We start from the raw sequence: 21744 nt of genomic DNA on the forward strand, positions 1-21744 counted from the left end.
CGGCGCGGCGGTTCGACCGCTTGGTGCACAAAGTGGCCCACCGCGCCCGGCGCCTCCGCGCCCCCGCGCCCCCCGCGCCATCAACGCGAGTTTGTGCGCCGCTCAGCTGTCGGCGGCGCGGCAGTTCGACCGCTTGGTGCACAAAGTGGCCCACCGCGCCCGGTGCCTCCCCGCCCCCGCACCCCCGCGCCATCAACGCGAGTTTGTGCGCCGCTCAGCCGTCGGCAGCGCAGCAGTTCGACCACTTCGCGCACAAAGTGGCCCACCGCGCCCGGCGCCCCCTCGGCGCCCCGCACCCCCGCGCGATGAGCGCGAGTTTGTGCGCCGCTCAGTCGGCGGCGGCGCGGCAGTTCGGCCGCTTGGTGCACAAAGTGGGGGTTTCGGGGGTTGGGGGAGAACCTTGTGTACGGGTTGGGCGTCCTGAGGGTGAAGGGGTGGTGACGGGAGAGGACATGCGGCAGAGCCGGGACGAGGAGTTCACCGCGTTCGTGGTGGCCAGGTCGGCGCGATTGGTCCACATCGCGCGGATGCTCTGTGGCGATCCCGCGCTCGCCGAGGACCTGGTGCAGACCGCGCTGGAGAAGGCGTACCAGCGCTGGGACCGGATCGAGCTGGGTGACCCGTTCGGGTACGTCCGGCAGGCCGTGGTCAACCAGCATCTGTCCTGGGTCCGGCGGCGGCCGTGGCGTGAGCGGCCGAGTGGTGGGGCCGCCGAGCTCGAACCGGAGCTCACCTGGTCCGTCACCGACCCGGCGGCCGGTGTGGACCGGCGGCTCGCGGTCGGCCGGGCGTTGCGGCACCTGACCCGGCGGGAGCGCGCCGTCATCGTGCTGCGGTACGTCGAGGACCTCACCGAGGCGGACACGGCCGCGGTCCTCGGGGTCGCGGTCGGCACGATCAAGAGCGCCAACGCCCGGGCGCTGAGGAAGTTGCGCGAGGCCCCCGAGTTGAGCGGCAGCGAAGTGGGAGAGCACGTATGAACGACGAGGAGATCCAGACCGCCCTCCGATCGACCCCGGCCGACACGGATCCGCTGGACCCGGCCAAGGTGATCGCGGGAGCCCATCGCCGCAAGCGGATCCGTATCGTCACCACGGGCGCGATCGCCTCGGCGGCGGTGGTTGCCGTGGCCGCCGTGACGGTGGCGACCGCCGGTACGTCGAGTCCGCCGCCGGAGCCGGCGATCGCGGGCACGCCGTCGACGAGCCCATCGACGCCGGTGCAGTCCAGCCGGTACCAGTTCCAGAACGAGGAACCGCCGGTCGGGACCGTACCGCGGGACGGTGAGACCAAGATCGGCCAATACACCTCGGTCGCGACCAAGGGCGAGGAGTGGGCCGTGATCGTGCGCGAGCCCGGGCAACCCGCGTACGAGCCGTTCGGCTGGCGACGGACCATGGGCAACGAGAACCTCGGTGACCCCACCACGCCCGGCCTGCAGAGCGTCGGCGCCATCTACACCTCGGTCTTCCGCAGCCCGACGGCGACCACCGTGATCTACGTGGACGGCACCAAGGCCTGGTACGGCAAGGTGAACCGGCTCGCCGGGATCCCCGGCTGGGTCCAGGCCTCGGTCCAGCTGGACGCGCATCCCACGACGAAGCCCGGCGCGCTCCCGCCGAACGTCTCCGTCTTCGCGTACGACCGGACCGGCAAGCTGGTCGGCCGGTTCGGGTCTGCCCCGGATCCGTTGCACAGTTGACGGAACCCTTCGCCGGGTGCGTGGCGTCCTTCAGCCCGACAGCAACCCCAATCCTTGTGGAGGGCAACCAAATGCGCAGTACCCCTATCCGGCAGCGGACCGTTCGGCTGGTCGCGACGGGCCTCGCGGCCGCCGCGGTCGCCGGCGTCATGATCGCCACCGCCGCCGTCACCGGTACCGACCAGCAGGCCGTCGCGGGCGGCCCGGGAACCAGCGCGGCCCAGCAGGTCCCGCAGCAGGACAACCCGGCCGGGCGCGTGGCGGCGGCGAACCCGAAACCAGCGCCCAAGGCAACGAAGTACGTGTTCCAGAACAAGCGCCCCGCGGTCGGCCGGCTCGCGGCCGGTGCCGAGGTGAAGATCGCGCCGCACCTGTTCTTCGCCACCAAGGGCACCGAGTGGGCCGTGATCAGCCGGGTGCCGGGCGAACCGGCGTACGAGCCGTTCGGCTGGCGCCGCACCTTGGGCAACGACAACCTCGGCGACCCCAGCACGCCCGGGATCCAGAGTGTCGGCCCGGTCGTCAGCTCGGTCTTCCAGAGCGCCGAGGTGAGCACCGTGGTCTACACCCGCGGCAGCAAGGCCTGGTACGGCAAGATCTACCGGCTCGGCGGGATCCCCGGCTGGGTGCAGTCCTCCGCGCAGCTGACCGCGGATCCCGCGGCCAAGAAGTCGCCGGGTCCGCAGCCGCCGGCGGTGTCGGTCTTCAGCTACGACGCGGCCGGCAAGCTGCTGAGCAAGTTCGGCGACGCGAAGGGCGACCCGCTCGCCAAGTAGGCAGGCAAGGCAGAACCGCGGGGCTTCCGGAGGCCCCGCGGTTCTGTCGTACTCCGAGCCTGGCTCAGCAGGCGCCGAAGGACCCGGCGCTCACCCAGGCCTTCGCGACGTACATGCCGGCGTGGACCCGCAGCCAGACGTTGCTGGTGCCCTGCGAACCGGACACGCTCTGCCCGGTGGTCTGGCACTCCACCGGGACCTGTGCGGCCTTGCCCGCCATCCCGACCACGGCGCCGCTGGAGCTCGGCGTACTGCGGACGTTGAGATAGCCGGACGAGATCGAGACCGTGCCACGGCCGCCGTCACCGGTCCACAGGTAGGTGGCGTCCACCCAGGCGTTGTTCGACAGGCCGAGCGCGTCCCAGAACGTCCCGTCGGCCAGGTCGATCCCCGCCGGGTTCGCCACGGTCCGGCCGAACTGGTCCTTCCCGCCGTTGTACCCGTTCTGGTACGCGGCCTGCGCTTCCGGCTTGCCCTGCGGCAGGTCCTTCCACATCTCCCGGGTGGCGCTCGGGTTCCAGTAGTCGTCCTTGGTGTTCCACGGGCCGACGTCCCAGACCGGCTCGAACGCGCACCGGATCGTCCCGGTCGTCGTGCACACCTTGACCGAGTAGTTGCCGGACCCCTTGTTCGCCAGGCCGCGGCGCGACGGCAGTGCGACGAAGTGGTCCCGGTTGACGATCACGTGGCCGTTCGCCGTGGTCCCGCCGACCAGGCCCTCGCGGGTGGCGAAGACGCGGGACCTCAACGGTGCCGCCTGGATCGCCATCCGGCTCGGGTCCGCCTGGTCGGTCGGCTGCACGGTGACGTCGGCGACCCACGGCTTCGCGCCTTGCGGGGGCGCGCTGACGATGATCCGCAGCTGCACCTGGTCGCTGGCGCCGGGCAGCGCGGTCGGCGTACCGGGCTTGGCGGGCGTCCACTCCGACCACTGGTCCCGGACCAGGGCGCGGACGTCGACCTCGGCGGTCGAGCGGTCCGGCGTCCCGGTGGTGTAGCCGACCACGACGGCCGAGGTGGGGGCGGGGAAGCGGACGGGATCCAGGTTCGCGATCCCGGAGCGCTGCCGGATCTCGGCCGAACCCATCGTGGCCCGGGCGTCGCCGAGAATGATCCGGTGGCCGTCGACCGTGACGTTGGTGGATCCCTCGGCCGGACGCGCGGCGACGGCGACCGGGTCCGGCGTACTGGCCGCGCTCGGCAGGACGGTGGCGGCCAGGGGTGCCGCGGCCAGCGCGGCGACGGCCAGGAGTGCGGCTGGGGACTTTCGGGTGATGCGCATGGGCGGTGTACCTCCGGGGCGGTGAGGTGTCGGCTACCGGGCGCGAGGCCCGGCTCACCTAATGTGACAAAGGAACCGCCGTCTTGTATAGCGTCGTCAATAAATTTCTTCGAAGGATCTGCTGACCGGACAGAACCTTTTCGATGGCCGAGCGGGTTTGGACCGGTGTGACAGACGCAGAGGAGACGCGATGACCCGGGCCGCGGACGCCGATTTCGAGCGGTTCGTGCAGGCGCAGTCGACCCCGTTGCTCCGGTTCGCGGAGATGCTGTGCGGCGATCGGCACACGGCCGAGGACCTCGTCCAGCAGGCGTTGATGCGGTCGTACCCGAAATGGCACCGGCTGGACAGCGATCCACTGCGGTACGTCCGCAGGGTGCTGGTGAACCGGTTCCTCTCCCAGGTCCGGCGGCGCTGGACCAAGGAGGTCCCCAGCGATCCGGTCGACAACGACTGGGACCAGCGGTCCGTGGCCGACTTCGCCGCCGAGGTCCACACCCGGGAGGCGGTCCTGGCGGCGCTCGCCGGACTGACCGTACGGGAGCGGGCGGTGGTGGCGCTGCGGTACTCGCAGGACCTCTCCGAGGCGGAGACGGCCGAGCTGCTCGGGATGGCGCTCGGCACCGTCAAGAGCACCGCGTCTCGCGCGCTGACCAAGCTGCGGCTGTCACCCGACCTGATCGAAACCGGAGTGGGAGGACACAGATGAGCGACGAGCAGCGGGTGCGCGCAGCGCTCGAGTACGACCTGGAGCCGTGGCAGCCGGACCCGGCCAGCTTGATGCGCCGGGGCCGCCGGTTCACCTGGGTCCGGCGTGGTCTGACCGCCGCCGGGGTGGTCGCGGCGGCCGGTACCGTCGCGACGGTGTCCGCCGCGGTCGGCGGGCCCTCCGGCGTCCGCACCCTGGTGGCCGGCGACCCGGTCCCGTCGACGGGGCTGCCGAGCAAGGCCGCCCCGACCTGCGTGCCGGTCACCGCGGAGCCGAGCCCGGGGCCCTCGCTCCCCGGCCAGCCGTCCCTCGCGACCGAGAAGCCGTCGGTGCCGGCCACACCGGGCGCGCCGACCGAGCAGCCGTCCCTGCCGGGCCAGCCGACCGAGAAGCCGTCGGTGCCGGATGCGACGCCGTCCGCGGTCCCGGACGCGACGCCCTCGCTGCCGGCGTGCGAGTCCAGCGATGGTCCGCGGGAACCGGCCACGCCTTCCCTCGCCCCGACGGAGAAGCCGTCGTACCCGACACCGAGTGAGGAGCCGTCGGACCCGAGCGCGACGCCGACGCTCCCGAGCACGGCGAAGCCGCCGTACCCGACTCCGAGTGAGGAGCCGTCGGATCCGAGCGCGACGCCGACGCTCCCGAGCACGGCGAAGCCGCCGTACCCGACTCCGAGTAAGGAGCCGTCGGACCCGAGCACGGTGGAGCCGTCGGCCAAGGCGACGCCCAGCGCGCAGAAGTAGAGATCCTCGCCTTCATTCACCGGTACGGCCGTCGGCCAGCTCGCGGGCAACATCGAGCTGACCGACGTGCCGTGCGTACTCCTGCAGCACGTGGAACAGGATCCAGTTCAACGTGGGAACCTCCGCCCCGGCGCCGAATCTCCCACCGACCGCGGCCGACGCACCGAGCTCGGCCGCGGCCACGATCTCCTCGGTCCGCTCGCCGCCAGCTTGGAGGCGACCCAGCAACCCGTCGAGGTCGTCGCCGGGAGCGAGCCGCCATTGGTCGTCCGCGTCCGCATCGCCCCACGGATCGTCCACCTGCTCGGCGGTGAACCCCCAGCGGATCCACCGTCGCTCCATGAACACCAAGTGCCGCAGCAACTCCAGCGGTGACCACCCGGACGGCAACCGGCTGGTCCGCAGCTCCTCCTCGCTCAGTCCCGTCAGCTTCCGCTCGACGGTCGACCGGTAGTACCGCAACCACGCGAGGTGCAGCTCCCGCGTGTCACCGAGCCCCTGGTCCGGCAGCATCAGCGCTGCCGCAGGAACTCGGCCGTCGCCTCATCCGCGGGGAAGAACTGCTCGATCATCAACTCCGACACGGTCACGTCCAACGGCGTACCGAACGTCGCGATCGTGGTCAGCAGGGACAGCTCGCGATCCCCGTGCCGCAGCTTCAGCGGGATCACCACCTCGGCCGGGCCCGGCAACTCGGCGCGCTCGCCCGCGGCGTACCCGCGGATCTCCTCGTACAGGTCCTGCAACTCCGGATCCGCCGTACTCGCGGCCTGGCGTTGCAGGCTCGCCAGCGCGCTCGCGCGGACCTCGGGCAGGTTGGTGATCCGCCGGGCGACGCCGTCGGGATGCAGCATCAACCGGAGCGCGTTGATCGGGGCGCCGAGCAGGGCGGGCGCGACATCCTCGGTGAACAAGGCGATTCCGGCGTTCGCCTCGACCACGTTCCACCAGCGGTCCACCACCAGCGCGGGGTACGGGTCGTGGCCCTTGAGCAGCCGGCGCAGTGTCTCGCGGATCGCCAGCATCGCCGGCGAGTGCAGGGACGCCTCGCTGTAGATCGGGGCGAACCCACCCGCGAGCAGCAACTGGTTGCGGTCCCGGAGCGGGACGTCGAGGTGCTCGGCCAGCCGCAGCACCATGTCACGGCTCGGCTTGGCGCGACCGGTCTCGACGAAGCTGACGTGCCGGGTGGAGACGTCCACCCGGTTGGCCAGGTCGAGCTGGCTGAGCCGGCGGCGCTCCCGCCAGCCGCGGAGCAGCTGCCCGACCGGGCGCTGGAAGGTTTCCTCGGCGATCGCAGTCATGGCTCGACGGTAACCGCTGAGGTGACCATCGCCATTACCTCGGACGTCATCGACCATCGCCGTGGTCCGGCGGCAAGCTTCTCGGCATCGGAACAGAGTTCGAAGGAGAACCCAGATGAGCACCAACCTCGATGCTGTCAGCAACAACGTGGTGACCGGCCGGTTCCTCACCCAGGTCCTCCGGCTGGACGCGGTCGCGTCCGGCGGGCTCGGTGTCCTGCTGCTCGCCGCCGGCTGGGCCCTGGACGGGCCGCTCGGCCTGCCGCTGGGGCTGAGCCTCGGCGCCGGAGCCTTCCTGCTGCTGTGGGCCGCCGCCCTGCTGATGATCGGCCGCGGACCGGCCCTGAACCGGACGGCCGTGACCGAGGTGATCGTCGTCAACGTCGCCTGGGTGATCGCCAGCCTCGCGCTGCTCTTCCTGGTCGACCTGACCGGGCTGGGGATCGCCTTCGTGATCGCCCAGGCGGCCGCGGTCGGGCTGTTCGCCGAGCTTCAGCTGACCGGTTTGCGCAAGTCCCGCTGATCCGCAGCGCGCCGATCGGGTTCGCCCGGCGGCGCGGTTCGGCGTCGGTGCACCATCAGGACGAGGGCCGCGAGCGCCAGCAAAGTCGCCAGGACCGCGACGAAGCTACCGGCGCCGGCCCCGTCGGACACCCAGACGGAGATCGCCCCGACCGTGAAGAACGCGGACAGCAACAGACCCGCGATCCCGGCCACGAGTCCACCCGGTCCGGGGTGGCGCCCACGGACTCCGGCGGTCGCCAACAGGCCGGCGGTCCCCAGCAACACCACGAACCACAGCCAGAAGTCGGCACCGCTGTCACCGCTGCCGATCAGGCGGTAACCCTCACCGTCCAACGGCAGGAACAACACCAGCAACTGCAGGGCAGCCGCCGCCATCCACAGCCGCAACTCCAGCAACTGGGCCTCGCCCGGCGCAGGGCGTACCGGTCGGGGCGGCGGCTCCATCGCCCGCGCTGTCGCCGTCACACGGATGTCGACGGACCCGGTCGGCCCGGCCGCCTGGATGTACGCCTCGGCCGCGTCCGCCGTGTCGATGGTGAGGTGCAGGTGGTCGCCGACCTGGCGAACCTCGATCCACTCCGGGCTCGATTCCACCCGCGCCGCGACGGACAGGGCCGACCCACCCAGTACGACCTCCGCCCGCACCGCTGAACCGGCGACGACCTCGACCACCCTCGGCTCCGCGGTTAACCGGATCCGGTGCAACGTATTGCGGGCCGCCTCGGACAGGGACCGGCTGTCGTCACCGACCAGGTACTGCAACGCCTGGACCGCGGCCAAGGCCATGGCCGGATCGGCATCGTCGACGAGGTCGGACAGCACGTGGACCGCACCGAGACGGCTGATCCGGTCACCGGACAACGCGGTCTGTACGGACGCCGGTAACGTGGCCGGCGTGATCCGGCGCAACGGAGACCGGGCCACGACGATGTCGCCGCGGGTCCCGAAGGACCACAGGTGCGGCGTCTGGCGCGGATTCACCTGGCGGACCCGGCGCTCGGCGTACGCGAAGAGCTCGTGGACGCTGATCGTGCCGGAGCCGTCCGTATCGGCCTCCCCGCTCGCGATGCCCTCGACCACGGCCGCCGTGAACACGGACGGCTCGGCCGATCCCTGCTCGGTCAGGTCGCCGCTCTCGAACGCGTACTCGACCGCGCTGGACGCCGTGATCACGACCCGCCCGGCACCCTCGGCCAAATGGTCCTGCCTGAACGAGTGGAGCACCGGTACGTCGGATCCGGCGCGGGCCAGCATGCCCCGTTCGAACGCGCCGCCATAGCAACAGTCGAGCAGCAACGCAATGCTGCGGGCCCGGCTCGCGCGCATCCGCCGGGCGACGAAGTCCGCGGGCAGGCCGGTCGACGCGAGCATCGCGGCGCGGGTGTCGGACGCGGCCAGGTACAGGTCGTTGCCGTCGTCCTTGAGACCGTGGCAGGAGAAGTGCACGAGCAGTTCGTCGTGGCGGTCCGCGGTGGAGAAGAAGGCGTCCAGTTGCTCGCGGAGTTCCTGGATTCCGGCGTTGCGGAGCACGGTCACCGTGAAGGCGCCGATCGCCGGGTCGCCGAGGACCTCGGTCAACGCGACGGCGTCCCGGCCCGGGCTGCGGAGCTGCCGCAGACCCGTGTCGAGGTACTCGTCGGTGGCCACGACGAGCGCCTTACGGGCCACCGGACTCGCCTCTCAGGTCCCGCGCGACGACGACTTCCCCCATCCGATCCCTCCCCAGGTCCCCTCGCCCGCATTGTGCACCTCACCCGCTGTCACCGCCAGCCCCCTGCCGCGTCAGGGGGTTGCCACTACAGGAAGGTGCCGAGCAGCCGCGCACACCGGACCGGGTCCTCGGTCAGCCCGGCCGACAGCCCCCAGAGCCAGTAGTCCACGGTCCGGTAGACCACCCAGGCGCGGGCCCGGTCCCGGTCCAGCCCGGCCGTCTCGACCACGGTGCCGAAGTGCTCGAGGATCGCGCCGCCGGTCGGCATCGCGTCGACGTTCGTCCAGAGCACCCGGGCCAGGTCGTACTCGATCTCGCCCCGGTACAGCACCGGGTCCACCATCAACCACGGCTCGCGTCCGCCCCGCAGCACCTGGTCCGCGTGGAAGTCACCGTTGACGGCGAGATCCGTGACCGCGGTCGACAGCTCGTCCGCGATCCGCTCGGCCGCCCGCAGGTACGCCGGGTCGAAGGGCCGCCCGAGTCGCTCGTACTCGGGCCCCAACTGCACACCGCGGACCCGCGCGATGTCGGCGGTCGAGCGGGACTCCGGATCGGGCGCGACCGCCAACCGGCGTATCAGCTGCCCGAGTACGCCGAGGACCTCGTCCAAAGGTTGTTCGGTGAGTGGCTCGCCCAGTCGTTCGAGGAGGAGGGCGCCGTGGTCGGGTTGGGCGTCCACCAGTTCGACGACACCCCGGCCCGCCCACCAACGCAAGGCCCGCGCCTGGTCCTCGACCTCGGCACCGGGCGGCGACATCCGCAGCGCCAGCCGCACCCCGTCCCGCAGTACCGGGAGAACGATCGCGTTGGACCCGTGCAGGACGTCGCCGTCGGCCCGTAAACCCCAGAAGTCACACTGCGCCTCGACAGCAGCAGGCAACCCGGTCAGCCACTCGTGCCCCTCGGACCACCATCGCGGCATCGCAAGGAAGGAAGCGGGAAGCTCGATCACCCCGGGCACCCTAGCCTCGCGGTAGCGATCTCCACCTCCGGATTACGGATCCGCTGGAAGTTCCGCCCACCCCGATCGAACGTCTCCTGAACCCCACCGGGAACCCGCACCGGGTCGACCGCGCGCCACGAACACCGCCGCACCTGCACCAGATCAACAGCGATCGCTTCGGGAGCATCGTCATAGAACCAAGGCCCCTCGATCCGCCCCAGGTGATAGTCGCCCCCTGGCTCCCGCGTCCAGACGAAAGCGCCGTCGGCGACCTCCGCGAAGCGTCGAAGCCTGCGTGCCGAGCGCACGTCGTACGCCGCGGCCAGGCCGGCGACGGCGTCGTCGAGGTCGATGGGCGGTGGACGGAGGATGCCACCGAAGCCGCAGAGGCCAAGTACCAAGGCGCGGTCGACGGTCGAGTCCGGGGTGACGTCGTCGCGACGGGAGCGCAGAGGCGCCCGGTACACGGGGATACGCACGGGGCTGGAGTCGGTGGCCACCGGATCACCGCCAGGGGCGGGCGCACCGTGGGATACGCCCGCCGCCGTCGGTCGTTCTCCCGCCCCTCAGTGGGAGAACTCGCGGCTCGGTGAGCTCCACCCATGCCCGAATGGGGCCGACTGAACCGCGGGACATCTCTACTCGTACCCGGCCGAAGGGCGATCACACCCGCCACCAGGAGAAAAGTTCACGTTCCTCATACGTTCGGCCGTGGGTGCGACCTGGACGGTGACACCGGGCCCACCTACGCTGAACCGCGGTTCCGCTGGCAGGGGAGGCCACGGACGTGACCCGGGGGAAGGGGTGGACGATGCCGGACGGCTTCGACGCGATCCACGACGACGAGCTGACCGAGGACGAACTGGACGAGCTGGAGGCGCTCGGGGCCGCCGAGGACGCGGACCGGATCCTGGCCACGCCGCCGGAGGAGATCGATGCCTGAGGCAAGGATCACCTGGCGGGGAAAGCAGCTGAACCTGCGGACGGTGGCGATGTTGCAGGCCGCGGAGAAGCTGGCCACGTTCCAGTTCACCATCCTGCAGGGCTCGTACAACAAGGGCGGCGTGACCGCCTCGGCCGGGACTCACGACGGGGGTGGCGCGGTCGATCTGGCCGCCGCCGACCTCGACGCGGGCCAGCGCCGGACGGTGGTCCTGGTACTCCGGCAGGTCGGATTCGCCGCCTGGTTGCGGACGCCGGCACAGGGCAACTGGCCGTACCACGTGCACGCGATCGCGGCCGGCGACAAGGACCTGTCCCGCGGCGCCGCGCACCAGATCGCGGAGTACCGGCGGCTGAAGAACGGGCTGGCCAACCGCGGCCGCGACGACGGACCGCCCGGGTACTACGGGATGACCTGGGAGATCTTCCGCAAGCACCACCCGGGCGCACCGGGGCCGGTGGTCGACCTGCCGCCACCGCCGAACCGGACGATCTCGCTCGGCGCGATGGAGTACGCCCGCAAGAACGACGCGATGAACGGGGTGTGGGGTGCCGACCGGGCCCAGGTGCTCGCCTGGGCGGCGCATCCGAAGGTCGCGGCGATCGGCCGGCACGAGGTCCGGCCGCCGTCCGGGGTCCCGTGGCACCTGCACTTCCAGCAGATGACCCGGAAGATCCAGCAGCGGTTCGGGCTCCCGGCGACCGGCGTCTTCAACGCCGCCACCGCCGCGGTGATGAAGCGCTACGGCTACACCATCATTGCCTGACGCAACCGTCCGGCCCGGCCGGGGCGCCGGAGCAACGACAAGGCCCCACCGGTAGCAGCCGGTGGGGCCTCGACGGGTCCACTACCACCCGGGCATCCCCGGTGCAGCTGTGGAAGTTGGAGAGCGGAACCGGCGCCGATGCAGGGGTCAAGACGCCGGCTCCGCTTGTCTGTGGGTTACAACGCGCCGGCCGTCCAGCCGCCGGCCTGGTGGAACTCGATCTGCTGGTGCGCCGCCGGCGAACCGACCGCGCCGAGGTGCTGCATGGTCGGGACGACGACCGCCCGGACGTCGGTCCGGCGGACCTCGTCGAGCAGCGCGTGGAACGCGGCCGACTCGGCGGCGTCCCGCTCGGTGTACACGGTGCCGAGCGTGTAGCCCTCCGCGCTGGCGAAGGCGACGAGCGAGTCCGTCGCGTCGGCCAGTTCCTCGGCGCAGCTGAGCGCGTCGGCGCGCAGGTAGCCGAGGAGGGTGGGGCGGGTGGTCATCGCGCCGTCTCCAGCGTGGTTGCCGCCGGCACCGGCTCGTTGGTGACCCGGAGCGAGGCGAACCGCCGGCGCATGGCCTCTTCGTACTGCGCGGCCTGGTCGGCCGCGGCGGTGTGGTCCGCGATCGGGTGAGCGCCGAACCAGACCCGCACCCGGCGGTGCTCCGTGGCGATCTCCAGCGACTCGCTCATCCTGTGCCTTCTTCTGCTGATCGGTCACCCGGTGTGCTGCCGGGCGACGCAACGGTTGCGGCGTTGGATAAAGAACACAACAAAGCCTGGCGTACCGGGAACAGTTCGGCAGGGACCTTTACAGAGCCTTGACGCTGCTCGCCGCCGGCCGGTGAAACCGCAGGTCAGGGCGTCGGGGAGGGGTTCGAGAAGGTCACGTGAATACCGCTGTCAAGAATGTTTGCAGGGATTTAGGGATACGATTCGGGCAGTGCGGGCAATTTCGGTGAGCGCTGAATAGTCGGATGCCCTGGTAACTCACGGCAACAGTTCCGGTACGCAGCGCCGACCGAACCGCCGGCGGTGGGCGCGGACACGCCGTCCACCCGCCGCCGGCGGAAGGTTTTCCTTCAGGAGACGAGCGTTCTCCTCGCGAGGCCGGGTCCGGTCGCCGCGAGCCCGAGAACCGCCGCGACCAGTGGGACCACCAACGCGGTCCGGAAACTCTCGAGGGTCAGCACCTCGGACGAGGCCAGGACGGCGGCGACCACGGCCAGCCCGAGCGCGGACCCGAACTGGAACGAGGTGGTGAGCACGCCGCTCGCCAGGCCCTGTTCCTCCTCGGCCACTCCGTCGGTCGCCGCGATCGTCAACGGCCCGTAGGCGAGCGCGAACGAGAGTCCGAGCAGGATCAGCGTCGGCAGCATCGCGAGGTAGGTCCAGTCCACCCCGACCGGCAGGAACAACGCGTACGCCGCGGCCGCGAACACGAATCCGCCGAACGCCACCCGGCTGTTGCCCCATCGGTCGACCAGCCGCGGCGTGAGCGTCGGTGCGAGGACCGCGTCGATACCGATCACCATCAACGCGAGTCCGGTCTCCAGTTCGGACCAGTGCCGCAACTCCTGCAGATAGAGCACGGCCACGAACTGGAACCCGACGAACGACCCGACCAGCAGGACCGCCCCGAGGTTGGCCCGGACCAACGGGAGATTGCGCAGCAGCCCCAACCGGATCAGGGGCGCCGCCACTCGCCGTTCGATCGCGACGAACACCGCAAGTAACAACGCTCCCGCGATCGCCGTGGCCACGGTCTGCCCGACCGGTACGTCGGGGGCCCGGACCACGGTCGCGACCAGCAGCAGCATTCCGCTTGTCAACGTCAGCGCTCCGGCGAGGTCGAAGCCGCCGGACACCCTGGCGACGGCGGCCTCCTGGGGGATCAGTCTCAGCGCGCTGACGAGAAGCGCCGTGGCCAGGACGACCGGGGCGAAGAACACCCAGCGCCAGTCGATCGCGGTGAGCAGGCCGCCGGTGACCATGCCGAGCGAGAACCCGGCCGCCGCGGTCCCGGCGTACACGAGCAGGGCCCTGGTCCGTTGCGGGCCCTCCGGGTAGGTGGTGGTGATGATGGACAGGCCGGCCGGGGTCATGAAGGCGGCCGCGACCCCGGTGACGAAGCGGGCCAGGATCAGTACCCAGCCCTCGGTCGCGAAGCCGCCCAGGCCGGAGAAGACCAGGAAGACGGCCAGCCAGCCGACGAACATCCGGCGCCGGCCGAGCAGATCCGCGGCCCGGCCGCCAAGCAGGACGAAGCCGCCGTAGCTGAGCACGTACGCGCTGACGACCCACTGCAGTTCGGCGGTGGACAGGCCGAGCTCGGCCCGGATCGAGGGCAGCGCGACGCCCATCATCGAGACGTCGATGCCTTCCAGGAAGATCGCGCCGCAGAGGACGAGCAGAACGGCCCAGGAGCGCCCGGTCAGGCGCTCCGGGGTGACGGTCGAGGACATTGGTGGTTCCCCATCGTGAGGTCGGTTATCTCTTGTAACTGAACCCATCGTGAGGAACCATCAGGTTTTGTGGAAGAAGGCACTTCAAAGGAACCGAGTCACTCCTGCTGCACCGTGGACGCGTTCCAGTGGGACACCCGCGAGGACTGCGACGTCCGGCAGATCCTGGACCGGATCGGCGACAAGTGGTCGCTGCTGGTGATCGCGCTGCTCGACGACCAATCGATGCGCTTCACCGAGCTGAAGAAGACGATCGACGGCGTCAGCCAGCGGATGCTCACCGTGACGCTGCGCCAGCTCGAGCGCGACGGCCTGGTCAGCCGGACCGTCCACCCGGTGGTGCCGCCCCGGGTCGACTACGAGCTCACTCCGCTCGGCGTCACCCTGCACGCCACGATCCAGTCCCTCGTCACCTGGACCGAGACCCACCAGTCGCAGATCGCCGCCGCCCGCGCCGCGTACGACGCCCGCGAATCCGCTGTCACGGCTTCGGGGAAGGCGTCGTCCTCGGCAGGCTGATGTCGGCGGGATGACGCGGTACCGCGGCGAGCGTGACGGGCGCCGCGAGGACGGCCATGGCAGCAAGCAGGTTGAGAGTCACGGGAAGCCCGGCCAGGTGGGTCAGGGCCGGCGCCAGGAGTGCGCCGACGATGACGGTGAGGGCGTCCATCGCGAAGAACAGGGCGCCGACACGGCCCAGCAGGTCGCTTGGGGTGGCTCGCTGAAGGGTGGTCTGGGTGGTGATCAGGAGGATGCTGCCGGGGATGCCCAGGAGGAAGGTGGCCGCGATTGCCCACGGAACCGACGGCGCGTTGACGAGCCCGAAGAACGCGACCGCGGCCACGGCCTGGGTCGTCGCGAGGAGGTCGCGAATCCCCAACCAGGACTGGGCCTTCGTGGCCAGCGCGGCCCCGACGAGGTAGCCGGCGCCAAGTCCGGAGATCAGGTAGCCGACCATGGATCCAGGGGCGTGCAGGCGATCCACCGTCAACGGTACGAGCAGCGCCGTGAGGCCCGCGTTGGCGGTGAAGAAGATGCCGTTGCCGAGCAGGAGGCCGCGCAGTGCCTGGTGGCGGCCGGCGTACCGGAAGCCTTCGAGTGGCCGGGCGGCCTCGCCCTGGGAGCGCGGTGGCTGGGTCCGGATCGCGCCGATGATTGCTGCTGACAACAAATAGCTGGCGATGTCGGTGTAGAGGACGAAGGTGATGCCCGGGCCGGCCAGGAGGAGTGCGCCGAGTGGTGGTGCGGCGAGCCGGATCACGCTGCCGGAGAAGGCGGTCAGCGCGTTCGCCCTGGCGAGTTCGGGCCCGGTGCCGACCACGGCCGGTACCAGGGCGCGCGCCGCCGGCCGGAACACGGTGGTCGCCACGCTCTCGACCAGGATCGCTACGTAGACGAGCCAGATCCGGCTCGGGGAGTCGGCGAACAGGATCAGCGCGACCGCGGCCGCGCTGACCAGATCCGCGAGCCACATCGCGCGGGCCAGGTGCCACCGGTCGAGCAGGACGCCGGCCCATGGCCCGATCGCCAATGCGGGCAGGGATTCGAGCGCGAGGGCGAGCCCGGTCGCCGCCACCGATCCGGTCACCTGGAACACGTGCACCGGGATCGCGACGATCAGCAGCCACGATCCGATCCCCGAGATCGCGCTGCTCGCCCACACCAGCCGGAAGTCCCGCACGGTCGGCGACGTTATCTTGTCAGAACAGTTTTCGGCAAGTGTGTTCTGTAGGGATATGCTGTCGGCATGGACCTGGGCACGGAGTTGCGTGAGCGCCGGAAGGCGGCCGGCCGGACGATCGCGTCGGTCGCGATGGACGCGGGCCTGTCGGTGCCGTACATCGCAAACCTGGAGAACGGCCGCGGCAACCCCACCGTCGCCGCGCTCGACCGCCTCTCCACGGCACTCGGGGCCGAGCTCCGGATCACCATCGCGTCCCCTTCGGATGCGGTGGAGGATGGTGGTACGACGTCGGAGCTCGGCGAGTTGGTCGCGTCCTCGGCGCGCGCCCAGGCGGTCCTGCGGCGGCTTGCGAAGGGGCGCACCCGGCGTACGGTCGAGCAGCGCCTCGTGGCGACGTTGGAGGCGTTGGCCGAGGTCCTTCCCGGGCCACCGACCCAGGCCGATCTGGATCGGCTGCTCGACTTGATCCTGCTGTCGTCCGAGGGTTAGGGCAGGTTGTCCTGGGCAACGTGATCCGTATGAGCGACGTGGAACGGCCGTTGTCCGGCGGGCGGACGGTGGCCGGCGTAGTACGAGTCGGCGAGACCGTTCGTCGGCCGATGAGCGTGCGATCTCCCTTTGCGCACAGGGTTCTGCTGCGGTTGGCGGAGGCGGACGTGGGTGGCGTGCCGCGGTTCCTCGGGGTCGACGAGTACGGGCGCGAGATCCTCAGCTACCAGGCGGGCGAGACGGCTCACGGTCGGTACGAGTGGACCGACGAGCAGTTGGTCGCGATGGTGCGGCTGGTTCGAGCGATCCACGACGCGCTGGCCGGTACGCCCGAGGCCGGTGACGCCGAGACCGTGTGCCATCACGACCTGGCGCCGTGGAACACGATCCTCACCGCCGGCCACCCGACAGCCGTGATCGACTTCGACGGAGCCGCGCCCGGACCGCGGGCGGACGACCTGGCGTATCTGCTGTGGACGTTCCTGGACCTCGGCCTCTCGTCGACGTCGGCGGGGGAGCATGCTCGCCTTCTCCGCCTGGCCTGCGACGCGTACGCCGCTGACGACGGGCCCAAGCTGCACGCGGCCCTCCTCCCCGCCCTGCGGCGCGAACAAGAGCGCATCCTCGCCTTCCGAGCGGCTCAGACCGACCCGTTCTCCGCACAGAAGCACAAAGACGTCCAGACCGCCCTCCACTGGCTCGACGCCCATCAACGCACGCTGGAGGCGCATCTCGCCGCCTAGAAGCGACCGGCGCAGACGCAGAACCGGCCGGCACCCCCGCGGGGTACCGGCCGGATCAGTGCTTACTGCTGCAGGCTCAGCGGACGGTGAAGCCGGCCTTGCGGAAGGCGTCGGCGAGGGAGCCCTCGTCCATCGGGGTCTCCTTCTGCTGCCCGCCGCGGCCCTGGCCACCTTGACCGCGGCCGCCCTGTCCGCCCCGGCCCTGACCGCCGCCCTGACCACCGCGGCCACCGCCACCCGGCCCGCGACCGCCACCACTGCTGTAGTTGCCGCCGCGGCCGCCGCCACGGTTCTGGCCACGCTCGCCGCCTGAGCGGCCGCCACCGCCACCGCTGCCCGGCTCGTCGTCGAGGCGGAGGGTGAGCGAGATGCGCTGGCGCGGGATGTCGACCTCGAGCACCTTCACCTTGACGATGTCGCCCGGCTTCACCACCTCGCGCGGGTCCTTCACGTAGTTCTTCGACAGCGCGGACACGTGCGCCAGCCCGTCCTGGTGGACACCGATGTCGATGAAAGCGCCGAACGCGGCCACGTTGGTGACCTGGCCCTCCAGCTTCATCCCCGGCTTGAGGTCGGCGATCTTGTCCACCCCGTCGGCGAACGTCGCGGTCTTGAACGCGGGCCGCGGGTCCCGGCCCGGTTTGTCCAGCTCAGCCAGGATGTCGGTCACGGTCGGCAGCCCGAAGGTGTCGTCGACGAACTCGGCCGCCTTCAGCGACCGCAGCGCGGAGCTGTTCCCGATCAGCGCCTTCAGGTCCGAACCGGTCCGGTCCAGGATCCGCCGGACCACCGGGTACGCCTCCGGGTGCACGCTGGAGGAGTCCAGCGGGTCGTCGCCGTCGGGGATCCGGAGGAAGCCGGCCGCCTGCTCGAACGCCTTCGGGCCGAGCCGCGGGACGTCCTTCAGTGAGGACCGGGACTTGAACGGGCCGTTCTGGTCGCGGTGCAGGACGATGTTGTCGGCCAGTCCCGGGGTGATCCCGGAGACCCGGGTGAGCAGCGGCGCGGAGGCGGTGTTGAGGTCGACGCCGACCGCGTTCACACAGTCCTCGACGACCGCGTCGAGCGACCGGGACAGCGAGTTCTCCGGGAGGTCGTGCTGGTACTGCCCGACGCCGATCGACTTCGGGTCGATCTTCACCAGCTCGGCCAGCGGGTCCTGCAGCCGGCGTGCGATCGAGACGGCGCCCCGCAGCGACACGTCCATCCCGGGCAGTTCCTGGGACGCGAACGCGGACGCGGAGTACACCGACGCGCCCGCCTCGGACACGACCGCCTTGGTCAGCTTGAGCTCGGGGTGCTTGGCGATCAGCTCACCGGCCAGCTTGTCGGTCTCGCGCGAGGCCGTACCGTTGCCGATGGCAATCAGCTCGACGTTGTGCGCGGCGGCCAGCGCGGCCAGTGTCGCGATCGACTTGTCCCACTGGTTCTGCGGGACGTGCGGGTAGATGACGCCGGTGTTGACCACCTTGCCGGTGGCGTCCACGACGGCGACCTTCACGCCGGTCCGGAAGCCCGGGTCGAGGCCCATCGTCGCCCGGGTACCGGCCGGGGCCGCGAGCAGCAGGTCGCGCAGGTTCGCCGCGAAGACGCGGACCGCCTCGTCCTCGGCGGTCTGCCGCAGCCGCATCCGCAGGTCGATGCCGAGGTGCACCAGGATCTTCGTCCGCCAGGCCCACCGGACCGTCTCGACCAGCCACTTGTCCGCCGCGCGGCCCTGGTTCTCGATACCGAAGCGGCGGGCGATCGTCGTCTCGTACTCGGTCGGGCCGTCCACCTCGGCGCCCTCCGGCAGCGGCTCGACGCTGAGCGCGAGCACGTCCTCCTTCTCGCCGCGGAACATCGCCAGGATCCGGTGCGACGGCATCTTCGCGAACGGCTCGTCGAAGTCGAAGTAGTCCGAGAACTTCGCGCCGTCGGTCTCCTTGCCCTCGCGCACCGTCGACGCCAGCCGGCCCTGGCCCCAGACCCGTTCGCGCAGCTCGCCGATCAGGTCGGCGTCCTCGGCGAACCGCTCGACCAGGATCGCCCGGGCGCCGTCCAGCGCGGCCTGCCCGTCGGCCACCCCGGCCGCGGCGTTCACGAACACCGCGGCCGCGGCCAGCGGCTCGACGCCCGGGTCCGCGAGCAGCCCGTCGGCCAGCGGCTCCAGGCCGGCCTCGCGGGCGATCATCGCCTTGGTCCGCCGCTTCGGCTTGAACGGCAGGTAGATGTCCTCCAGCCGCGACTTCGTCTCGGCGGCCAGGATCGACGCCTTCAGCGCGTCGTCCAGCTTGCCCTGACTCTCGATCGACTCGAGCACGGTCTGCCGGCGCTCCTCGAGCTCGCGCAGGTACCGCAACCGCTCCTCGAGTGTGCGCAGTTGCGCGTCGTCGAGCATCCCGGTGACCTCTTTGCGGTACCGGGCGATGAACGGAACCGTCGAGCCCTCGTCCAGCAACCCGACGGCTGCCCGGACCTGTCCCTCGCCGACTTCCAGCTCGGCGGCGATCCGCTGCTCGATCGACTGCAAAACCACTGTGCCGTATCCCCTCTACGTCCAACTGGGCGACGAGAATGTCAGCCGCCCCGTCGGCGGTTCCCGTCAGGCAGACATCCTTCCCCATCCCACCCCCGAACCACGACCCAGCCCACACCCCCTGCGGACAAAACCCGTGCGAACAACTGTCCGCGCACGAGAACACCCGAGCCCGCCACCGGTTGGTGACGGGCTCGGGGTTCGTCTGGTGGTACTCAGGCCGCGTCGAGGGCCAGCTCCTCTTCGACCGGCTCGGTTTCGCGGGCCGGCCGCATCACGGTGCAGGCGATGACGACGGCGGCTGCGACGATGCCGGCGGCGACGGCGAAGGCGAACTGGTAGCCGTCGGTCAGGGCCTCGAGGACCGGCTTGGCGGCGGCGACCGACTCGGTCCGGGTGGCCGAGAGGGTGGCCAGGACGGCCAGGCCCAGCGCGGCGCCGACCTCGGCGGTCGTCCCGATCAGGCCGGACGCCAGACCCGCGTCCTCCGGCTTCACGTCCGCCATCGACAGCCCCATCAACGCCGGGAAGCAGATGCCGCCACCCAGGCCGAGCAGGAGCAGCACCGGCAGGACGTGGACGAAGTAGTTACCGTCCACCGGCGCCTGGGTGAACAGCGCCAGCCCGATCACGATCAGCACCAGCCCGGCGATCAGCGGACGCCGCGCGCCGAACCGCATCACCAGCTTCTCGGAGTACCGGACCGACAGCAGTCCCATCACCAGCGTGGTCGGCAGGAACGCCAGCCCGATCTCCAGCGCGTCGTACCCGAGCACGCGCTGCAGGTACAGCGAACCGAGGAAGAAGATGCCGAACATCCCGGAGCTGGACAGCGCCTGGATCAGGTTCGCCCCGGTCAGGTTGCGGGACCGGAAGATCCGCAGCGGCACCAGCGGGTTCGCGGCGGTCGCCTCGCGGACGACGAAGCAGGCCAGCAGGGTCAGGGTCAGCAGCGCCAGCGCGATCGTCCGGGGCGCGGTCCAGCCGAGCTCGGCGGCCGGGCTGACGATGGTGAACACGCCGACCATCAGCGCGGCGGTGATCAGCACGGCCCCCGGTACGTCGGTCCCGCGGCCCATTCCGAGGCCCTTGTCCTTCTCGATCAGCCGGATCGCCAGCGCCGCGGTCACGATGCCGATCGGCAGGTTCACGAAGAAGATCCAGTGCCAGCTGATGGCCTGCGTCAGGGCGCCACCCGCGAGCAGGCCGATCGACCCGCCGGCCGACGCCACGAACGCGTACACGCCGATCGCCTTGGCCTGTTCGCGCGGCTCGGGGAACAACGTCACGATCATGCCCAGGATCACCGCGGAGGTCAGCGCGCCACCGATGCCCTGGACGAACCGGGCCGCCACCAGCATCTCCTGCGATCCGGCCAGCCCGCACCAGACCGACGCGAGCGTGAACACGGTCAGCCCGGCCACGAAGATGTTCCGCCGGCCGAGCAGGTCGCCGAGCCGGCCGGCCAGCAGTAGCAGCCCGCCGAACGCGATCAGGTACGCGTTCACCACCCAGGCCAGGGAGGAGTTGGTGAAGCCCAGGTCGTCCTGGATGACCGGCAGGGCCACGTTCACCACGGTCACGTCGAGCACGATCATCAACATGCCCGCGCACAGTGTGTAGAGAGCCGCCCAGCGCGAGCGGCCGCCCGGCGCAGTCGGCGTTGTCGCCAGGGATTCGGTCGTCGCGTACATCGGTCGTTCTCCTTCTGGTCCGTGTGGGTGCCTACACCCCTACGTCGGACCAGAGGTGCTCAGATTGACACGTCCCCGGAACTTTTTTCCTGGCGCTTCGCCGGCGTTCGCGAGATCCAGTACGCGAGCAGCGCCGGAACCAGCCCGGAACCGATCACGAACACGGTGGGCAACCGCGCGACCAGCAGGAACCAGGTGGCCAGCGCGACCACGCCACCCGCGATCGGCAGCGACTTGCGGAGCAGGAACAGGTTGGCCGCGCGGAACAGGGCCCGTGGTGTCGTCTCGTCACCGGCATCCGGGAGCACGGCGAGCGCGCTGAGATACAGCCCGACGATCATCCCGGTCAACGGCACCAGTACCGCCAGCGCGAAGTACCGGATCACGCCCCCGGTCGACGTCCAGAACAGCAGCCCGAACGCGAGCGCCACCCCGCCGAAGTACAGCCCGAGCCCGGTCAGCCAGAACCGCCGGAAGGCCCACTTGAACTCGGTCCAGAACCGGCGCAGCAACGCAGGGTGCTCCTGGCCGATCGCGTACGGGAGCACCCGCTGCAGCGCGAATGCGGCCGGGAACAGCGTCACGATGCCGAAGCTCAGCACCAGGAAGAGGAGTTGCAACAGCAGCAGGTCGCCCACGATCGACAGCTTCGCCATCACGACGTTGGTCCTGCTGGTTCCTTCGGTCACCTCGGCTCCTTCTGGTTCTTCACCGGCCGGTGATGATCGTATGATCACAAACAATCACGCACAGATCAC

General features: G+C 70.7%; 24 protein-coding genes. 11 read left to right on the top strand and 13 right to left on the bottom strand.

Annotated features, from left to right (window positions below):
* The first annotated feature begins 437 nt into the window (after positions 1-437).
* From FB561_RS10065 to FB561_RS10075, 3 genes are all read left to right on the top strand, one after another.
* Positions 438-980, top strand: coding sequence for a SigE family RNA polymerase sigma factor (locus tag FB561_RS10065; RefSeq protein ID WP_337692296.1), 543 nt, complete (start codon positions 438-440; stop codon positions 978-980).
* The gene (locus FB561_RS10070) at positions 977-1702 is read left to right on the top strand and encodes a hypothetical protein (protein ID WP_145805349.1); all 726 of its coding nucleotides are present in this window, start codon (positions 977-979) and stop codon (positions 1700-1702) included. The genes FB561_RS10065 and FB561_RS10070 overlap by 4 nt, the downstream gene beginning before the upstream one ends.
* Positions 1703-1773: 71 nt before the next feature.
* Positions 1774-2478, top strand: coding sequence for a hypothetical protein (locus tag FB561_RS10075; protein ID WP_145805355.1), 705 nt, complete (start codon positions 1774-1776; stop codon positions 2476-2478).
* A gap of 64 nt (positions 2479-2542) precedes the next feature.
* Here the strand turns inward: FB561_RS10075 and FB561_RS10080 are convergent, their stop codons facing one another.
* Complete coding sequence (locus tag FB561_RS10080; RefSeq protein WP_145805357.1) at positions 2543-3760, bottom strand: hypothetical protein; 1218 nt, start codon at positions 3758-3760, stop codon at positions 2543-2545.
* Between the two features lie 190 nt (positions 3761-3950).
* Here FB561_RS10080 and FB561_RS10085 point away from each other — a divergent pair, with 190 nt between their 5' ends.
* A complete protein-coding gene (locus tag FB561_RS10085; protein WP_145805359.1) occupies positions 3951-4469 on the top strand; it encodes a SigE family RNA polymerase sigma factor in 519 nt (172 codons plus the stop codon).
* Positions 4466-5212, top strand: coding sequence for a hypothetical protein (locus tag FB561_RS10090; protein WP_145805361.1), 747 nt, complete (start codon positions 4466-4468; stop codon positions 5210-5212). Before FB561_RS10085 ends, FB561_RS10090 begins: the two co-directional genes overlap by 4 nt.
* Before the next feature lie 12 nt (positions 5213-5224).
* Here FB561_RS10090 and FB561_RS10095 read toward each other — a convergent pair whose 3' ends face one another.
* Both FB561_RS10095 and FB561_RS10100 read right to left on the bottom strand, forming a co-directional pair.
* Entirely contained in the window at positions 5225-5725 is a 501-nt protein-coding gene (locus FB561_RS10095) for a DinB family protein (protein ID WP_145805363.1), read from the bottom strand.
* Positions 5725-6516 (bottom strand): helix-turn-helix domain-containing protein, encoded by a 792-nt coding sequence (locus FB561_RS10100; protein WP_145805365.1) that lies wholly within the window; start codon positions 6514-6516, stop codon positions 5725-5727. The genes FB561_RS10095 and FB561_RS10100 overlap by 1 nt, the downstream gene beginning before the upstream one ends.
* Before the next feature lie 115 nt (positions 6517-6631).
* Between FB561_RS10100 and FB561_RS10105 the strand changes: the two genes are divergently transcribed.
* The gene (locus FB561_RS10105) at positions 6632-7039 is read left to right on the top strand and encodes a hypothetical protein (RefSeq protein ID WP_145805367.1); all 408 of its coding nucleotides are present in this window, start codon (positions 6632-6634) and stop codon (positions 7037-7039) included.
* Here the strand turns inward: FB561_RS10105 and FB561_RS37815 are convergent.
* The 3 genes from FB561_RS37815 to FB561_RS10125 all read right to left on the bottom strand — a co-directional run bounded on the left by FB561_RS37815 (position 7009) and on the right by FB561_RS10125 (position 10198).
* Positions 7009-8709: a caspase family protein gene (locus FB561_RS37815; protein WP_170284617.1), complete on the bottom strand. Its 1701-nt coding sequence runs from the start codon at positions 8707-8709 to the stop codon at positions 7009-7011. The genes FB561_RS10105 and FB561_RS37815 overlap by 31 nt on opposite strands.
* A gap of 128 nt (positions 8710-8837) precedes the next feature.
* Positions 8838-9707, bottom strand: a complete 870-nt coding sequence (locus tag FB561_RS10120) for an aminoglycoside phosphotransferase family protein (RefSeq protein ID WP_145805371.1) — start codon at positions 9705-9707, stop codon at positions 8838-8840.
* Positions 9704-10198: a GAF domain-containing protein gene (locus FB561_RS10125; protein WP_238334748.1), complete on the bottom strand. Its 495-nt coding sequence runs from the start codon at positions 10196-10198 to the stop codon at positions 9704-9706. The genes FB561_RS10120 and FB561_RS10125 overlap by 4 nt, the downstream gene beginning before the upstream one ends.
* Positions 10199-10485: 287 nt before the next feature.
* Between FB561_RS10125 and FB561_RS37820 the strand changes: the two genes are divergently transcribed.
* Together FB561_RS37820 and FB561_RS10130 are read left to right on the top strand one after the other, a co-directional pair.
* A complete protein-coding gene (locus FB561_RS37820) occupies positions 10486-10641 on the top strand; it encodes a hypothetical protein (protein ID WP_170284536.1) in 156 nt (51 codons plus the stop codon).
* The gene (locus FB561_RS10130; protein ID WP_145805373.1) at positions 10634-11407 is read left to right on the top strand and encodes a hypothetical protein; all 774 of its coding nucleotides are present in this window, start codon (positions 10634-10636) and stop codon (positions 11405-11407) included. The genes FB561_RS37820 and FB561_RS10130 overlap by 8 nt, the downstream gene beginning before the upstream one ends.
* A gap of 176 nt (positions 11408-11583) precedes the next feature.
* On the opposite strand, the gene FB561_RS10135 is transcribed toward FB561_RS10130, so the two are convergent.
* The 3 genes from FB561_RS10135 to FB561_RS10145 all read right to left on the bottom strand — a co-directional run bounded on the left by FB561_RS10135 (position 11584) and on the right by FB561_RS10145 (position 13858).
* The gene (locus tag FB561_RS10135; RefSeq protein WP_145805375.1) at positions 11584-11895 is read right to left on the bottom strand and encodes a hypothetical protein; all 312 of its coding nucleotides are present in this window, start codon (positions 11893-11895) and stop codon (positions 11584-11586) included.
* Entirely contained in the window at positions 11892-12086 is a 195-nt protein-coding gene (locus tag FB561_RS10140; protein WP_145805377.1) for a hypothetical protein, read from the bottom strand. The genes FB561_RS10135 and FB561_RS10140 overlap by 4 nt, the downstream gene beginning before the upstream one ends.
* 389 nt (positions 12087-12475) lie before the next feature.
* Positions 12476-13858, bottom strand: a complete 1383-nt coding sequence (locus FB561_RS10145) for an MFS transporter (protein WP_145805380.1) — start codon at positions 13856-13858, stop codon at positions 12476-12478.
* Positions 13859-13972: 114 nt separating this feature from the next.
* On the opposite strand from FB561_RS10145, the gene FB561_RS10150 reads away from it, so the two are divergent.
* Complete coding sequence (locus FB561_RS10150; RefSeq protein WP_238334749.1) at positions 13973-14377, top strand: winged helix-turn-helix transcriptional regulator; 405 nt, start codon at positions 13973-13975, stop codon at positions 14375-14377.
* Here the strand turns inward: FB561_RS10150 and FB561_RS10155 are convergent.
* A complete protein-coding gene (locus tag FB561_RS10155; protein WP_170284618.1) occupies positions 14340-15539 on the bottom strand; it encodes an MFS transporter in 1200 nt (399 codons plus the stop codon). The genes FB561_RS10150 and FB561_RS10155 overlap by 38 nt on opposite strands.
* 66 nt (positions 15540-15605) lie before the next feature.
* Between FB561_RS10155 and FB561_RS10160 the strand changes: the two genes are divergently transcribed.
* Both FB561_RS10160 and FB561_RS10165 read left to right on the top strand, forming a co-directional pair.
* Positions 15606-16031, top strand: coding sequence for a helix-turn-helix domain-containing protein (locus FB561_RS10160; protein WP_145805387.1), 426 nt, complete (start codon positions 15606-15608; stop codon positions 16029-16031).
* A 29-nt stretch (positions 16032-16060) separates the two neighbouring features.
* Complete coding sequence (locus FB561_RS10165; protein ID WP_145805389.1) at positions 16061-16774, top strand: aminoglycoside phosphotransferase family protein; 714 nt, start codon at positions 16061-16063, stop codon at positions 16772-16774.
* 76 nt (positions 16775-16850) lie between these two features.
* Here FB561_RS10165 and FB561_RS10170 read toward each other — a convergent pair whose 3' ends face one another.
* The 3 genes from FB561_RS10170 to FB561_RS10180 form a co-directional block, all read right to left on the bottom strand.
* On the bottom strand, positions 16851-19292 hold the full coding sequence (locus tag FB561_RS10170; RefSeq protein ID WP_145805391.1) for a Tex family protein: 2442 nt from the start codon (positions 19290-19292) through the stop codon (positions 16851-16853).
* 215 nt (positions 19293-19507) lie between these two features.
* Positions 19508-20986: a DHA2 family efflux MFS transporter permease subunit gene (locus tag FB561_RS10175; protein WP_145805393.1), complete on the bottom strand. Its 1479-nt coding sequence runs from the start codon at positions 20984-20986 to the stop codon at positions 19508-19510.
* A gap of 59 nt (positions 20987-21045) precedes the next feature.
* Positions 21046-21675, bottom strand: a complete 630-nt coding sequence (locus tag FB561_RS10180) for a DUF624 domain-containing protein (RefSeq protein ID WP_145805394.1) — start codon at positions 21673-21675, stop codon at positions 21046-21048.
* Between the last annotated feature and the right edge of the window lie 69 nt (positions 21676-21744).

This window comes from Kribbella amoyensis, assembly GCF_007828865.1.
Classification (GTDB): Bacteria; Actinomycetota; Actinomycetes; order Propionibacteriales; family Kribbellaceae; genus Kribbella; species Kribbella amoyensis.